Raw genomic sequence first — 17,034 nt, forward strand, 5'->3', positions numbered from 1 at the left:
TTACTTTTTAATTTGAAGTTCAATCTCATCATTTTTTATAAAAGGTTCGGCTAATGGAGAAGCTCTGAGGTCTTTAAGTTTTTGATTTTGATTTAATACTCTGGCATAAATTTCTTTTCCTAATGTGGGGAGAATGCCACAAGCAGAGTTTCGTCTGAGCTCCAATGCCTCCACAAAAGCGGCTTGATCTTTATTATCAATCGCAGTTAACAACTTCTCGGCTTTGCTATAATCCCATACAATCATTTTTTTGATATATTCACGCAAGCTTATCGGTTTATTGATCCAGAGATGAGAGAGTGCGGTAATGTTAACCTTAACATCGAGATCCACAAAGTTGCACACACAGTGTAAAGATCTTTTAATCAGATTCACTAAGAGTTTTTGCAGTTCAATATGGCTTACAGGACTATTGTGTAATATTACATTGACGATAGTGAATTTTACTCGGTTAAGCAATGGTAGAAAAAAGTAGTCAGCAGCTTTAAGAAATTTTTGAATTCTCAGTATTTCCCCACCCAAAAAAATAATATCATCAAATTGTTGAGGTAATGAATTATTATTAATGAGTTGATTTATAGTATTTTGACTATAACCATATAAGACCGTAAAGAATTTATTATTATGAGTTACAGCTCTCCAGTCTACTGCGCCCAAATGGTGTGTCAATTGCTTTTGACAGTTAATAATTTTATGAATAATCTCTTTAAAATGACTAATTTGTTCTTCAATTTTTTTGAAATTAGTAGGAAAATAAATTAAATCCGTTAATAATTGTTGATATTTTTCCATCAATTTTTTTTGCATAGTTGGAGTAATGATATCTTGATAGGAAAGATGGTTATTTTTAAATTCTATTTTCTCCCATAATTCTCTAAGTTCAAGGATTCCTTTGCGAAAAGGTAGGGTATGAGGAAGCAGCTTAATGATAAAATCTAATACTGGAGAGTCTGTACTAAGAAGGGATTGGTTTATCATGGTTTTGACTTTTTCAGTCAATGTAATTTCTAACAATTTCTTGTATTTTCTATAAAATAATTCGTCTACTATAGTATGGTTTTGGTTTTCCTCTTTGCTTTTGTTTTCAGTATAGTTCAAATATTCCGAATTAAGCGGTATTAATGTTTGGTTAATTTCAAAAGCTAGGTCGATCAATACTTGGCTGACCTGCGGTTGAGATATGCCAATAATATGATCTAATTCATCTCGCAACAGGGGTTTAATATAATGACCTTGATGATCTTGCTCAAGATAATAAGCATCTTCGTTATTCGCGATTTCTGCTTTAAATAAAGCTTCATAAAGCTCTAATTTTTCTTGGTCAATGAATGCGGGGTTAAATAATAATCTATTGGGTTTAAATGGATTAGCATCGTGGTGATAATCATATTGATAAATGCGAAAGATTACATTATTTGGTAATTCATTCGTGGCAAATAAGTAAAGATAGTTTAAAACGCTTTCTTCACTATCATCATAAATGTCAATTAGTATGATTTCTTCAGAAGTATGTCGATTTGACAAGTATTGGGCAATTTGTAGAAATTGCTGATTTTTACCAGCTTGCATCAAAGGATTTTCTCGACTCATGCTGGGCGCTGAGAAACAGTGTTCTAATGGTACAGTATGAGGATGAATTGTAGACGGTAATTGATAGTTGCATTCTAATCGAGATACCATGGATTCAATATTCGGAATATGGCCAAGAAAAATTGCATTTTCAAGACGCATGTATAGCTGATTTTCTTGTGTTAAAAAGCGATCTATATGTCGCTTAATCACAGCTAATGAAATTTTTGCACCATTTCTTTCTAATAGATAAGGCTCATTGTCATCGTGATGTAAATAATCTGTTATTTCCACATACGGATAGCCGCTGTCAGAATAAATAAAATTTAATTCTAAGTTTTCAAGAAAATGAAAATTTTTTCCGCAAGAACTTAATAGATCTTCAGGAGTAGAAACCGCCAAACAGGCCTTTCCTGTTAATGCTTCCGCATTACGTTTAATATGAGCGATGGTTTGCTTTTCTTTCCATGGTTTTTTAGTGTTGCTATTTTGGCAACGGGTTATATGAGTGAAAAAACTTAAATTATTATAAGCTGAATCGGGAAGCAGTGAACTTTTTACCATTCTGTGCGTGCAAAGTAGAAAAGCAATAACGTGAGATTGGGAGATGCGTTTTATTAAGGGTTTCGATAAGGCATGTTCTTCAGATGAAGAAGAGAGAACTAAAGTTCTGTCGATATCACTGACTACATATTTCGCTACAGCTTTCGGCATTCTTGCTTATCGATGAGTAGTGTTAATTTTCAGTCTATAGAATAATTCTTAACCAATTATTACAAAATTGAAAAAAATTTTAATGTTGTTTGGTGTAGTCTGGAACGAAGCGCAGCGGAGATCCAGGATCGGTGAAATTTTAAAACTTCGATCCTGGATCTCCGCTGCGCTCCGTTCCAGGCTACGTCTGCGCTCTGTTCCAGGCTACGTCTGCGCTCTGTTCCAGGCTACGTTTACGCTACGGTGTGGAATCCATTGCTTCGCTGAATTTGCATTCTTGTTGGGGGCAGACTTTTTCGGTGCCATTTTTTTTCGTGATTTTAATGGTTAAAATTGGCCAGGCACAATTAGGACAGGTTTCTTGGATGGGTTCATTCCAGATGGCATAACCGCATTTAGGGTAACGTTCACAGGAATAAAAAATTTTTCCTCGACGTGATTTACGTTTTAATAAATTGCCTTCACGACATTCGGGACATGTGACGCCAGTATTTGCCGGTTTTTCCAACGGTTCCATGTGTTTACAATTGGGATAATTGCTGCAACCAATAAATTTTCCATAACGTCCAACTCGGATCACTAAATCGGAAGTGCATTGCGGACATTTACGATCGGCAATAATTTCGGGTTCACTTGTTTCACCATCGCCTTCCATATTACGGGTATAATCGCAATCGGGATAACCACTGCAACCCACAAAACGTCCGCGCTTGCCTAAACGCAATGTTAATGGTTTTTGGCATTTGGGACAATTTTCATTAAGCGCTTCTTGGGTGACATCTTTGCGTTGCACATTTTCATCCACAAAGTCGACTTGGTTTTTAAAGGGCGACCAAAATTGTTTGAGTAAGGGTATCCAATCATTTTCACCGCGCGAGACTTCATCGAGTTGATCTTCTAATTTCGCGGTAAAGTCATAATCAACATAATTGGTAAAATGTTCGGTTAAAAATTTATTAACCACCACGCCGACATCCGTCGGTTTAAAACGTTTATTATCTAAAATGGCATATTCACGATCTTGCAAGGTAGAAATAATTGATGCATAGGTGGAGGGTCTGCCAATACCAAATTCTTCTAAGGCTTTGACTAAGGTGGCTTCACTATATCGCGGCGGTGGTTCAGTAAAATGTTGTTCGGCTTTAATTTCATGCAGTTTAACAACATCGCCTTTTTCTAACGGGGGAAGAATTTTTCCTTCCTCGTCACTGATGGGTTTATCGTCTTTATCTTCTTGGTAAACTAAAATAAATCCTGGATTTGCGATGGTTGAACCATTGGCTCGAAAATTAATGCCTTCCGCGCACGTCAGATCGATAGCTACCGCATCAATTGTGGCGTGGATCATTTGGCAGGCCAGTGCACGTTTCCAAATTAAACTATACACTTTGTATTGATCGACGGTTAATTTATCTTTGATTGAATCCGGGGTAATCGCGATTGACGTTGGACGAATGGCTTCATGTGCTTCTTGCGCATTTTTAGATTTGGTTTTAAAAATACGCGCTTCATCCGGCAGATGATTTTTACCATAGGTTTTTTCAATATAATGGCGAATTTCTTCTACGGCTTCAGCAGATAAGGCGGTGGAATCTGTGCGCATGTAAGTGATTAAACCGACGGACCCTTCGCCGGTGTCAATTCCTTCATATAACTGTTGAGCCATCATCATCGTGCGTTTCGCGGAAAATCCTAATTTACGCACCCCTTCTTGTTGTAATGTCGACGTAATAAAGGGTGCGGCTGGATTACGTTTGCGTTGTTTTTTTTCTACATTGGTAACGGTTAATTGGCCTTTGGCTAATTGTTCAATCTGCTGTTTAATTTGATGGGCTTGTTCAGTATTCGTTATGCTAAATTGTTCGATTTTTTTATGTTCGTATAAATTTAATTTAGCTAAAAATTCGGCCTGATCTTTATCGACGGCGGCTTGGAGTGTCCAATATTCTTCAGATTTAAATTGTTCTATTTCTTTTTCACGTTCCACAATTAAACGTAATGCCGGACTTTGCACACGCCCTGCGGATAAACCACGGCGAATTTTTTTCCACAACAAGGGTGATAAATTAAATCCTACTAAATAATCTAACGCGCGCCGCGCTTGTTGGGCGTTGACTAGAGCCATAGAAATTTCGCGGGGATGTTCCACAGCGTGTTGAATGGCGGATTTAGTAATTTCGTGAAAAACTACGCGCTTAACATTTTTGTCGTTTAAGGCTTTTTTTTCATTGAGTAATTCATAGACGTGCCAGGAAATGGCTTCTCCTTCACGATCCGGGTCGGTAGCGAGATAGAGATTATCGACATTTTTAATCGCTTTGCGAATGGCATCGACATGTTTACTGTTACGATCGATGATTTGATATTTCATGGCGAAATCATGTGCCGTATCTACCGCACCTTCTTTGGGTAATAAATCGCGAACGTGACCGTAAGACGCCAAAACTTCAAAGTCTTTGCCTAAATATTTTTTAATGGTTTTGGCTTTGGCGGGAGATTCCACCACCACTAATGATTTACTCATGTGTTAATGCAGTCCATTTTTTCGGTTATCTAAAACATAGTCTTCCATCCATGCCAGTTCCGCTTCTTGGCCTGGGAAATTAAACAGAACCATTAATATTACCCATTTTAAACGTGCGAGATCAATTTCATCACCATCCAAAGCCATCGCGCGGTCAATCACTAATTCTCGCGTCGCGGAATTGAGTACGCCAATTTGCTCCAGAAATAAAATAAATCCCGTTCCTTCTACACCTAATTTATCGGTTTCATCGAATGAAAAAATCCGTAGGGCTGGGCGATAAGACGATTTTGTCCACGCTTCGCTTTTATTTTGTAGCTCAGACAAATCCTCCAACCAATGAAAGGCTTTATGGATCTCCGTTAAATTAAAACCTTCCGCTTCTAATTCTTGGATCAATTCATCGTGATCGCGATGAACTTCGCAATTATTGCTCATGTAATTTTCAAATAAATACATTAACACATCTAACATGCTTTCTTTCATGTGCTACCTAAGTTGTCGACTGCTAAATACGTTTAAATTGATTGGCTAATAAATTACTCCACTTACGCAGAGAAAGCTACCCCTAATTACGAAACGCCATTGACACCAAGATTTAGCGAAGAATGCGCTCGTAACCGTGGGGGTTGGATTGAATCAATCCGTCTAATTCCAGCGATTGTAGTATTCTTACAACATTATCACTTTCAAGGCCGCTGTGCGCGACGATGTGATCAACGCTTAGGCTTTCATAGTGTAATAAATCCAAAATTTTTTGTTGTTGGGGGTCTTGCACAGTGATCAATTTTTCGTCCTCAATAGTGAGCGTGGTTTGTAATAACATACCGAGTTCAACTAATATATCGTTGATGTTACTAACCAATTTAGCACCTTGACGAATTAATTCATGGCAGCCTTGGCTTAATGGATTATTAATCGAACCAGGAACGGCAAAGACTTCACGACCCTGTTCGTTGGCATAACGCGCGGTGATAAGCGAGCCGCTACGCAATGCTGCTTCTACGACCAACACGCCGACACACATGCCACTAATAATGCGATTACGGCGCGGAAAGTTTTCGGCACGTGGTGGTGTTTGTGGAGTGAATTCACTGATGAGCACTCCTTGTTCACGAATTTTCGCTGCGAGATTACGATTTTTTTCTGGAAAAATATGATTTAAGCCGGTGCCCATGACGGCAATCGTGGGGTAGTGATGATTAATGGCTCCAAAATGACTAGCGGTATCAATCCCCGCTGCCAATCCGCTGGTGATGATTAAACCTTGTTGGCTTAACTGTTTTGCAAAATTATGGGCAATGGAAATCCCGTGCTGACTGGGTTGGCGGCTGCCCACAATCGCGAGTTGCGGTTTGGTTAGGCATTCCACTAAACCTTGCGCATATAAAATTAAGGGTGCCGCATTAATTTGTTTGAGTAAAGGAGGATAATTGGGATCGGCAAATGCCACAAGATGACTGTGTGTTTCTCGTGCCCAATTTAATGCTTCATCGACTTTCTGCCAATCGGGGCGTTGAATTTGGGCACGGATTGAAATGGGAATACCTAGTGCGGTTAACTCTGGATCGCGCAGAGTAAAAATTTGTTCGACGTTGTTATCAACAGCAGCCAATAATTTTTTGACCGTAGCAATGCCACAGCCAGGAATGTGATGTAGCGCTAACCAATAATCGAGGGATAGCCGGTTATTTTCCATAGTTTCCTCAATATTATTTAATATAAACACCGTGTTTAAGGGTGTGATGATCATTATTCGTTAATTGCGGAGAATTCTGTTGTCCTTCATCTGGGTTGGTCGCTTTATCTCCAAGATGGATCGCAATATGAGCATTAAGAATTAACGCATAACTAACATTATCGAATACCCGATAAACCATGGCTTGACCTGCGAGTTGATTCGGTAAGGTGACGCGCTTGTCTCGACGCTGCTGATTTACCGGATCCATAATGGTGCGCCCGCGCCGATAAATTTCCAACACATCGCCAATGCGCAGGCCTTGCAATTTTCCTTGATCCAACACGACAGAATTCCATTGCCCAATTTGGGTTATACCATCACTCAATACCGCAATGATATCGGCATTAATAGGAATATTGGGGGCATGAGGCATGAAATTGGTGGTAAATTCATTTTCTTCGGCAGGGAATAAGCGATCGCCAACTAATGCTTCACTGGTAGATTGTTTAATGACTAATGTGGCAATGTCGCCTGCCCGCACTAATTGTGCTTGGGCAATGTAACTGGCTTCATAACCCAAGGGAGTTTTGGTTTTCAAATTTTTATATTCTTTCCCTGGCCGATAAATAGTGAACATTTTGGTGCGTTGAGAAGGGATTGAACGCACATAAATTTCACTATTGGCACCGCCTGCCACATGTTCACCCACAAATGAAATAATATAAGGTGCTTTCAGTAATTCGCGTTTGGACATGACGCGACTTTTCGATAAAAACGATAAAATATCTTCAACGGGAATGGTTGGGATGGGATGTTCGAGCGGCATCACGCGGGTCTGGGGCGTGAGTTTAATGGTGCCTTTAGTGCTTACCAAACTCATTAACGGTTTGCCATTTTGGAGATGCAACTCTAAGACATCGCCTGGATATAATTCGGTGGGATAAGTAATTTGTGGGTTATTTTGCCAAATTAACGGCCATTGCCAGGGATATTTTAAAAATTTCGAGGAGATCGACCATAAGGTATCCCCAGGTTTAACGGTGTAATGATTGGGATGTCCTTGGCGTAATTCAACGTTTGCATAACCCCATATTGGCAATAATAAGACGATGTTTAGTAGTAACACTCGCAATTTCATGATACCCATCCTTAGTGCTAAAGTATAAGTCATCAAGTGTAGCGAAATTTTTGGTGAGTTGTCATCTAGAGAAAGTTGGTATGATGCATTCTATTTGTCAGAACGTCCGATGTGTAATAGCATGCAAAGAAATATCGTGAGCGCAGTGCAACGGTATTTAACCCGCTAGGATGTTGCTTCTGCGAAACCGTTCGCAGGCAAAGTGAAAATTTAAATTGAGGTTTTATCGATGGCTACTACCACGGATCATCATCGTCAAATTCATGCGCCCACTGGAACACGCTTAACGGCAAAAAGTTGGCTCACCGAAGCACCACTCCGAATGTTAATGAATAATCTTGACCCGAGTGTGGCGGAAAAACCTGAAGAGTTAATTGTCTATGGTGGACTTGGGCGAGCAGCGCGCAATTGGGCATGCTTCGATAAAATCGTCGAAACGTTAACTCGTTTAAATGACGATGAAACCTTATTAATTCAATCAGGCAAACCGGTGGGGGTATTTAAAACCCATGAAGATGCGCCGCGAGTGTTAATTGCAAATTCTAATTTAGTGCCACATTGGGCCACCTGGGATCATTTTCATGAATTAGATCGAAAAGGTTTAATGATGTTTGGGCAAATGACGGCGGGTTCGTGGATTTATATTGGCAGCCAAGGCATCATCCAAGGAACCTACGAAACCTTTGTCGAAGCCGCGCGCCAGCATTATCAGGGTAATTTACAAGGCAAATGGATTTTAACTGCCGGATTAGGCGGCATGGGGGGCGCGCAACCTTTAGCAGCAACCCTGGCCGGAGCCAGTATTTTAGCGGTAGAGTGTGATCCCGCACGAATTCAAAAGCGTTTAGAGACGCGCTATGTCGATATTAAAACCACGCAATTAGACGAAGCACTGGCGCGAATTAACCAAGCTTGTGCCAAAGGGCAAGCAATTTCAGTGGCACTGTTAGGGAATGCTGCAGAAATTTATCCAGAATTAATTCGCCGCGGCATTAAACCCGACATGGTCACCGATCAAACCAGTGCGCATGATCCCTTAAACGGTTATTTGCCGCGTGGATGGTCATTAGAACAAGCCCAACATTTACGCCAAAGCGATCCACACAAAGTGATTAAACAAGCGAAAGAATCGATGGCTGTGCAAGTGCAGGCGATGTTAAATTTTCAAGAGCAAGGCATTCCAGTATTTGATTACGGTAATAATATACGACAAATGGCCTTAGAAGTTGGGGTGAAAAATGCCTTTGATTTTCCAGGTTTTGTGCCGGCGTATATTCGTCCGTTATTTTGTCGTGGTATTGGACCTTTTCGCTGGGTAGCGTTATCGGGCGATCCAGAGGATATTTATAAAACTGATCGAAAAGTCAAAGAATTAATTCCTAACGATCCGCATTTACATCATTGGTTAGATATGGCCGCTCAAAAAATTCAATTTCAAGGATTGCCGGCACGGATCTGTTGGGTAGGTTTGGGCGATCGTCAGCGTTTAGGTTTAGCCTTTAATGAGATGGTGGCAAACGGTGAATTAAGTGCACCGATTGTAATTGGACGCGATCATTTGGATTCAGGATCGGTCGCTAGTCCTAATCGCGAAACGGAAAATATGTTAGATGGTTCGGATGCTGTTTCCGATTGGCCGTTATTAAATGCGATGTTAACTATCGCCAGTGGCGCGACGTGGGTCAGCCTTCATCATGGGGGCGGCGTTGGCATGGGATATTCTCAACATTCAGGCATGGTGATTGTGTGTGATGGTAGTGCAAAAGCGGCTGATCGTATCGAACGTGTGCTGTTTAATGATCCAGCAACGGGGGTCATGCGCCATGCGGATGCGGGTTATGAGATTGCCAAAGACTGTGCGCGCCAACAACAGCTTGATTTACCGATGCTGGAGTAATTGCTTAAGCAATATAGTTACCAATTATTTCGCGAAAATAGCGGCAAAGCGAATTATAAAATAAGCAGCGAATAATTTGCGTTATTGCATATGCCAACCATGCGACACAATAAGCGATTGACCGGTTAAGGCATTGGTTTCAAAGCCTGCCAAAAATAATGCCGTTTCGGCGACATCATCCACCGTGGTAAATTCGCCATCTACGGTATTCCCTAACATCACTTTTTTGATGACGTCTTCTTCAGAAATATGCAAAGTACGCGCTTGTTCTGGAATTTGCTTTTCCACCAAAGGCGTTTTTACAAACCCTGGGGCAATTAAATTGGCACGAATATTATAAGGCGCACCTTCTTTAGCAATAGCTCGTGTTAAACCCATTAATCCATGTTTAGCGGTAACATAGGCGCATTTTTCTTTGGAGGCTTCTACGGAATGCACTGATCCCGTAAAAATAATCGAACCACCACCGGTTTTGCGCATGCTATTCATGCAAGCTTGCGCTGTTAAAAATCCGCCATCTAAATGAATGCTTAATAATTTTTTCCAATCGGCAAATTTAAAATCAAAAATCGATGAAATAATTTGGATACCGGCATTGCTGATTAAGCAATCGATTTTTCCAAATTTTTCTACTGCCGCATTTACACCGGCATTAACTTCATCGTATGAAGTCACATCCATTTTGACACCTAATGCTTCTTTATCGAAACGTTGAGTAATCTCAGTGGCTGTGGCTTGTGAATGAGTTAAATCAATATCAGCGATAACAACATTGGCACCATTCTCGGCAAATTTTTCTGCCATTGCCTTACCAATTCCGCTGGCGGCTCCCGTAATTAATGCGACTTTACCTGCTAATTTATTCATAATTTACCTCGTGGTTAAAGTGTGGTTAAAATTAATTCGTCTTCTTCCTGGGTGAAAATAATTCGTTCGTTACTTTGAATTTGCTCAAGCCACTTGGTTCTTCCTGCTTGCAATAGACGACAAGCATGTTGAAAACCATCTTCAATTCGCCGTTGAATCGACGTCGTAGAAAATTCATAATCTTTGCTATGCAATTCTTTCCCGGTGGGCGAATGATAAATAATATGAGCGATATGCAAGTGACCGACGAAACCTAAATTTAAAATATTTTGCACTTGTTCTGATTTTAATTGTTCTTTCGTTAATAATTTTCCTAATTCTGAAATGGCTTTGCGTAAATTATATTGCGTCATATGCAATTGGGTTTGTCGTTTGGAGCGGCTAGAATAATGAATATCTTTTTCTCGTTCTAAAATACCGTCTAAACTATGGGGTAAAACGCCTTTTGCAGAAAAATTATCAATCAGTATACACAGCGTACTTTCATCGCCTAATTCCGGTAGCACGACACATAAAGGAGAATTAGCGTAGACACCGCCATCCCAATAATAATCATCGCCAATTTTTACCGCAGGAAAAGCCGGCGGTAATGCGCAACTTGCTAAGATATGATCGACGGTTAGAGTTTGTTTTGTGTTATCGAAATAAACAATGGCTCCTTCACTCACATTAACAGCACCCAAACTTAAGCGCACATGATGTTGGTTTAAATAATTAAAATCGACGAGCTCTTCAATCGATTTTCTGAGTTCACTGGTATCATAAAAACTAATTTGATCAGGCGGTGCATTGTGAATAAACCAAGGATTAATAAAATTCGGTTTGCAAAAATTGGGGATACCATAAAGCAACGCAAGCTGAGCACTCATGGAACCATGGATTTTGGCCTGATTAACAGTATTAAATAACGACCATAGTCCGGTGTCGATGGCGACATTTTTCCAAAATGCTGCGAGCTTAGCAACGCGATTTTCAGGGGGATTGCCCGCAATAATTGCCGCATTGATAGCACCAATGGAAATTCCGCAGATCCACGTGGGTCGATAGTTGGCTTGATATAATGCTTGATAAGCGCCAAATTGAAATGCGCCCAATGCCCCTCCGCCTTGCAATACATAGACTAGATGATCATAACCATCTTTATGTTGTGGGTTGTGTTTAGCCACTTCTTTGCAGATCTCGTGCTGTAACATGTCAATCCTTTTGATACACTGGCAAGATTTATAATCGTAGCGCGCTTTTAATAAAATTCCTATAATTTAATTTTACAGAAGTTACGTACTTGTGCGAAACTTCTGTAAAATTAATTGTTAAGGAATCGTGTATGGATAGTTATTTTCAAATGCCCGTGGATCGATTTAACAAGAGTTATCCGGCAGGCCCTTATCGTTTTATTAATCGGGAATTTTTTATTATTAGTTATCGAACCGATCGTAAAAAATTAGAAGAATTTGTTCCCGAACCGTTAAAAGTAACCGATGATATTATTAATTTCGAATTTATTCGTATGCCAGATTCGACGGGATTTGGAGATTACACGGAATCAGGTCAAGTGATCCCTGTTGAATATCAAGGAAAACCCGCTAATTTTACCATTTCTATGTTTTTAGATTGTTACGCGCCGATTGCGGGTGGGCGAGAAATTTGGGGATTCCCTAAAAAATTAGCTAAACCCATTTTAGAGGTGGAGCACGATACCTTGGTGGGTACATTAGATTATGGTCGTGTGCGCATTGCTACAGCGACCATGGGTTATAAATACAAAACACTAGACACGACTCCTATTTTACACAGTTTGCAAAAGCCTAATTTTTTAATTAAAACCATTCCAGATGTCACGGGTAAACCACAAATTTGTCAATTGATTAAATATTCTTTAGAAGATATTCAGGTAAAAGGAGCGTGGACTGGGCCTTGTTCTTTAGAATTACATCCGCATGCCTTAGCGAATATTAGCTATTTTGAAGTAAAAGAAATTATTTCAGCCGTGCACTTGCTAACCGATTTAACGTTACCTTATGGAACGGTAGAAAAAGATTATTTGCTCGAAAGTTAAGATATACAATTAACGCTCAAATTTTAGGCTTAGTCAGCGAGTTAAAGCAGCGGAGAGGTGTATTCAGTATACTCTTTTTCGTAGCTTTAACTCGGTGCCTTACTTATAATCCAAGCGCTTTGAGTATGCTGCTCGACTATTTTAGTTTTGATCAGCAGGTTGAATGTTATAAGCTTTTAACAGGGCAGAAATTTCGGGTTTGCGTCCACGGAAACGCATAAATAACGCTTCGGGAGATTCCGCACCACCGCGCTCTAAAATACAGTGGAGAAACTCACGTCCTGTCTGCGGATTTAATACACCCTCTTCAATGAATTTAGCAAATCCATCTTCAGCCATTACTTCGGCCCATAAATAACTGTAATAGCCAGCCGCATAGCCACCGGCAAAAATATGTGAAAAACTATTTTGAAAACGATTAAAGTCCGGCGCTTGCACCACGGCAATTTGTTTGCGTACTTCATTTAAAATCGTTTGAATTTGCTGCGGAGTATTAGGATTAAATTCCATATGTAAACGAAAATCAAATAGACCAAATTCTAATTGTCTCACTAATTTCATCGCTGCTTGGAAATTTTTTGCATTTAACATTTTTTGATGCAAATTATCAGGAATTTTTTCTTGGGTTTGAAAATGGCCGCTGATTAAATCCAAAGTTTCACGTTGCCAACAAAAGTTTTCCATAAATTGACTGGGAAATTCCACCGCATCCCAAGGCACACCATTAATTCCTGCAATATCCGCATAATTAACTTGGGTTAAGAGATGATGCAAGGTGTGGCCAAACTCGTGAAATAAGGTGGTCACTTCATCGTGAGTGAATAAAGCAGGTTGATTGCCAACCGGCGCGCTAAAATTACACGTTAAAAATGCCACAGGATGATGTAATTGATGATGTTCATCCAGATGACGGGTGCGACAGTCATCCATCCACGCACCACCTCGTTTGTGGGCACGGGCATATAGATCTAAATAAAAACTTCCGCGTTTTTCACCGCTTTCGTCAACGATATCATAAAATTTAACTTGTTGATGCCAAGTTTCAACCTGTTTATTTTCAGTAACGGTCATGCCAAAAATTTGGTGGATAATGGTAAACATGCCATTTAAAACCCGATCTTCAGGAAAGTAAGGTCGTAAGTCTTCTTGAGAAATATCATAGCGCTGTTGGCGTAATTTTTCCGCGTAATAGGCAACATCCCATGCTAATAATTCGGTGTGAGCGAATTGTTTGCGAGCAAATTCTTGTAGTTCTGCATATTCTGCATGTGCTGTCGGTTTGGCTTGCTGAGCGAGTGAATTTAAAAAATCCAAGACTTCTTGCGGTTTTTTTACCATTTTCGTGGCAAGTGAGCGTTCCGCGTAATTTTTAAATCCTAGTAACTGAGCTAATTGCAATTTTAACGATAAAATTTCGAACATGATTTTATCGTTATTGTATTTTTTATCGTGCATACCTTGATCGGAGGCGCGAGTATTATAAGCGGTATAAAATAATTGACGTAACTCACGATCGTCTGCGTAAGTCATCACGGCAAAATAGATTGGAATTTCTAATTTTAGTAACCAGCCAGTAAGATTTTGCTGTTTAGCTTCTTCCTCTGTCAGCGCTTGGATATGTGGAGGAAGTCCTGCAATTTTTTTAGGATCTTCGGTGTAAAACGACCAGGCATCGCTACATTTTAAAATATTTTGTTCAAATTCATTAGCCAGCGTTGATAATTTTTGTGAAATTTCGGCAAATTGTTGTTTTGCTTCTGGTGCTAGATCGACTCCCGCTAAATGAAAATTTTTTATACTATCACTTAATAACTTTTTTTGATCGGCATTTAAATTAGGATCTTCATTGACGTTTTTTATGGCTTTAAATAATGCTTCATTTTGACCAACTTCGGTCATGTAGGCCGAAATTTTTGGTAGACATTGACTATAAACTTCATTTAATGCTTCGCTATTAAGTACCGAATTTAAATGAGCAACAGGTGAAAACATATCGTTTAATCGTGTATCGAGCATTTCGAGACGATGAATAGTATTTTCCCAATTGAATGTCGACTGGTTTAAGAGTTGTTGGATGGCTTGACGATTATTTTCCAAAATCGTATCCAACGCCACTTCCACATGCTGTGGATCAATTTCTTTAAAAGCCGGTAAGGTATCATTACGTAATAAAGGGTTAGTCATAGCCTGCCTCAATCGTTAAACGGTCAAAGCTTAAGGATAATCAAATTCTTAGGTCAAAGGCAATTTTTCTTGGATAAATAGTATCCCAACGTCTAGCTTGCCGTAGGGTAAATTTCCTGTCAGTATTTTTATACTGCATTTTCGTTATAAAAAGGTATAATTGCCCTTCTGTGAAATAGATAATAAGGTATCGGGTATGGCGATTCTCAAAAATGTTCTTAAGCAACTGATTACTATAAAAGTGCATTTAAATCCAAAAGATAATAAGCTGAGAAATACTCTTGAGACTATGAAAAAAATATCAAAACACTTAAATTCAGCACAAAATTTTTTATTAAACGACGATGATTACGATGCAATTAGACAAGATATCAAGCAATTAAATCTAACATTTAAAAACCTTAGTATCGAAGAATTTACGACATCTGCTCTCGATAAAGTTGATGATTTTCAAGACATGATTGAGGAAGCTATTACCGAAATTATTAACACTCATCACGCCGAAATTAATGAAGTCATCGACGAGTTGAGCAATGCATCTAAAGCCGTTGAAAACTTTGAATGTGATTTTTCTAGCGCACTCGAATATCTTGGGCAAGCACGTCAATTACTAGCCAATATGTCTGATAGTGATCATGAAGAGATTATCGATAAACTTAACGAGTCTTATGATGGTGTAAAAGAATTTGTGGTAGATGTGAGTGATACTCGCAGTGAGATTGATTCCGAGTATGATACTTCGGAACCCGAAAATAGTGACACTGATAACGATTATAGTGATAATTACTCATACTCTGATGCTGATAATTCAGAAAACGAACAAGATGATACAGAAATATATGAAAAAGCTGATCAATTTACTGATGAAATTAGTGAAATGATTTCTGAGTTAGAAAACACACAACTAGATGAAGATGAAATTGCAGAGATAGACAATCTGCCTAAAATCACCTCAGTTACAGAACCATTCTCTACCTTCAGCGCAGCCTTAGATGAAAATGGCGATGATTCATCGGATGAAGAATTTGCTGAAGATATGCGAGAAATGCATTATGGGCTCAATGTTGATGAAATTCTAAAAACAGCAGGCTATGATTTACCTAAAAAGCTTTCTTTTATTGCCCACTATCTAGGCCGAGAAATATACTATTCTAAAGAAGTGGATGAGCCGTATCGTTTACTCAAAAAAAGTCAACTTAAGAATAATTTTTCAAGCAAGATAAAGGATCATTTTACTAGTATAGTGCTGAAAGTAATTAATAAACTTGACGAGTCAAAAGCAGTTGAAAATGTGGCTCCTGTTACTTTAGTTATTCTGAATCTCTTTAATTATTATTTGCAAAAATTACGCAGGTTGAATTTTCGTAAAAATAATGAAACGTTTCTACAGAATACTCTAAAAAACCTGAATATTATTCATTGTCACGATCTAGAAAAAGCAATAAAAAGAATATTCCCTGATAAAAATAATCGTGAAATCAGAATAATCATTGCGGCTATTCAACAAGAAATTCAGAGCACGCCATTTTCGTTCGATCGACAAAAAATAGATTATATCAATACAAAAATGCTCAGTAATAGCGCCTATGAATTTTTAGCAAATAAACGGCTTGCCCAACGCTCATTTGTACGCAATGTTGGTAATGGTGTTGAAAATTTGAAAAGTTTTAAAATTTCTAACCAAGTATCAACAATTAATTGGCAATTCTTTCCAAATTGCACTACGCAAGAAAGACATGAAATATCTTATAACCAATCAACTCAGTTATTTGGTCAGACTGATATGGTTATCAATTTAGGAAAATATAAAGAGATCTGTGTATTGATTGAGATGCTTAAGAAAAGTTATTCTGGCGACGATGTTATCATTGCCAGACATATTCGTGATATTTTTAATGGCAAAAAACCGCAAGCATGGGATCAGCTTGAGAATAATTTACTATCTGAAAATATTAAAACATGTTTAAGTAATCTCACGTATCTTCTTTTAGGTTGTGAACCTACTCGTAATCCAGGGTTGCATATCATCAATCAAATGATGTTAGATTTAATTATAGCCGGTCAATTAACTTGGCAAGCAGTATTAACGGGAGATCAGTTTTTAATGCCGATGGCACCGCCAGGTATTACTCGTATCGCACGAATTTTAGAAGCTGAATATAATCAGCTACTACCCAGAAAGTATGTTTATATGGGCATTCAAGGATATAAAAAAAATGATGATAGCGATATTAATCAGCTCGTTTCACGTGAGGCTGCGATGATCTCATGCTGGCTTCAACATAATAATTATCAATCGAAAATGCCGAAACAAATTATTCATGATATTCGAAAACATTATGATCAATGGTTTAAACCCACAATTTCTGCAACGATACAGAGTTCGCCAGGAATTAAAAAATAG

The 17,034-nt window shown here is 38.9% G+C and carries 11 protein-coding genes; 3 read left to right on the forward strand and 8 right to left on the reverse strand.

Going from position 1 to position 17,034, the window contains the following annotated elements; genetic code table 11:
- The 5 genes from KIT27_06540 to KIT27_06560 form a co-directional block, all read right to left on the reverse strand.
- Nucleotides 1-2,283, reverse strand: a complete 2,283-nt coding sequence (locus KIT27_06540; GenBank protein MCW5589307.1) for a hypothetical protein — start codon at nucleotides 2,281-2,283, stop codon at nucleotides 1-3.
- A 238-nt stretch (nucleotides 2,284-2,521) separates the two neighbouring features.
- Complete coding sequence (topA, locus tag KIT27_06545; protein MCW5589308.1) at nucleotides 2,522-4,807, reverse strand: type I DNA topoisomerase; 2,286 nt, start codon at nucleotides 4,805-4,807, stop codon at nucleotides 2,522-2,524.
- Nucleotides 4,808-4,810: 3 nt separating this feature from the next.
- Nucleotides 4,811-5,293 carry a DUF494 domain-containing protein gene (locus KIT27_06550; GenBank protein MCW5589309.1) on the reverse strand — a complete coding sequence of 161 codons (483 nt, stop codon included), beginning with the start codon at nucleotides 5,291-5,293 and terminating at the stop codon, nucleotides 4,811-4,813.
- Nucleotides 5,294-5,405: 112 nt separating this feature from the next.
- Complete coding sequence (dprA, locus tag KIT27_06555) at nucleotides 5,406-6,506, reverse strand: DNA-processing protein DprA (GenBank protein MCW5589310.1); 1,101 nt, start codon at nucleotides 6,504-6,506, stop codon at nucleotides 5,406-5,408.
- Nucleotides 6,507-6,519: 13 nt separating this feature from the next.
- Nucleotides 6,520-7,626, reverse strand: coding sequence for a LysM peptidoglycan-binding domain-containing protein (locus KIT27_06560; protein ID MCW5589311.1), 1,107 nt, complete (start codon nucleotides 7,624-7,626; stop codon nucleotides 6,520-6,522).
- A gap of 229 nt (nucleotides 7,627-7,855) precedes the next feature.
- Here KIT27_06560 and hutU point away from each other — a divergent pair, with 229 nt between their 5' ends.
- On the forward strand, nucleotides 7,856-9,523 hold the full coding sequence (hutU, locus tag KIT27_06565) for a urocanate hydratase (GenBank protein MCW5589312.1): 1,668 nt from the start codon (nucleotides 7,856-7,858) through the stop codon (nucleotides 9,521-9,523).
- Between the two features lie 81 nt (nucleotides 9,524-9,604).
- Here the strand turns inward: hutU and KIT27_06570 are convergent, their stop codons facing one another.
- Nucleotides 9,605-10,390: a 3-hydroxybutyrate dehydrogenase gene (locus tag KIT27_06570; GenBank protein ID MCW5589313.1), complete on the reverse strand. Its 786-nt coding sequence runs from the start codon at nucleotides 10,388-10,390 to the stop codon at nucleotides 9,605-9,607.
- A gap of 14 nt (nucleotides 10,391-10,404) precedes the next feature.
- On the reverse strand, nucleotides 10,405-11,583 hold the full coding sequence (locus KIT27_06575) for a patatin-like phospholipase family protein (GenBank protein ID MCW5589314.1): 1,179 nt from the start codon (nucleotides 11,581-11,583) through the stop codon (nucleotides 10,405-10,407).
- 131 nt (nucleotides 11,584-11,714) lie between these two features.
- On the opposite strand from KIT27_06575, the gene KIT27_06580 reads away from it, so the two are divergent.
- On the forward strand, nucleotides 11,715-12,446 hold the full coding sequence (locus KIT27_06580) for an acetoacetate decarboxylase (protein ID MCW5589315.1): 732 nt from the start codon (nucleotides 11,715-11,717) through the stop codon (nucleotides 12,444-12,446).
- Nucleotides 12,447-12,587: 141 nt separating this feature from the next.
- On the opposite strand, the gene KIT27_06585 is transcribed toward KIT27_06580, so the two are convergent.
- Complete coding sequence (locus KIT27_06585; GenBank protein MCW5589316.1) at nucleotides 12,588-14,630, reverse strand: M3 family metallopeptidase; 2,043 nt, start codon at nucleotides 14,628-14,630, stop codon at nucleotides 12,588-12,590.
- Nucleotides 14,631-14,826: 196 nt separating this feature from the next.
- Here KIT27_06585 and KIT27_06590 point away from each other — a divergent pair, with 196 nt between their 5' ends.
- Complete coding sequence (locus KIT27_06590; GenBank protein MCW5589317.1) at nucleotides 14,827-17,034, forward strand: hypothetical protein; 2,208 nt, start codon at nucleotides 14,827-14,829, stop codon at nucleotides 17,032-17,034.

It is taken from the genome of Legionellales bacterium, assembly GCA_026125385.1.
In the GTDB taxonomy this organism is placed as follows: Bacteria; Pseudomonadota; Gammaproteobacteria; order JAHCLG01; family JAHCLG01; genus JAHCLG01.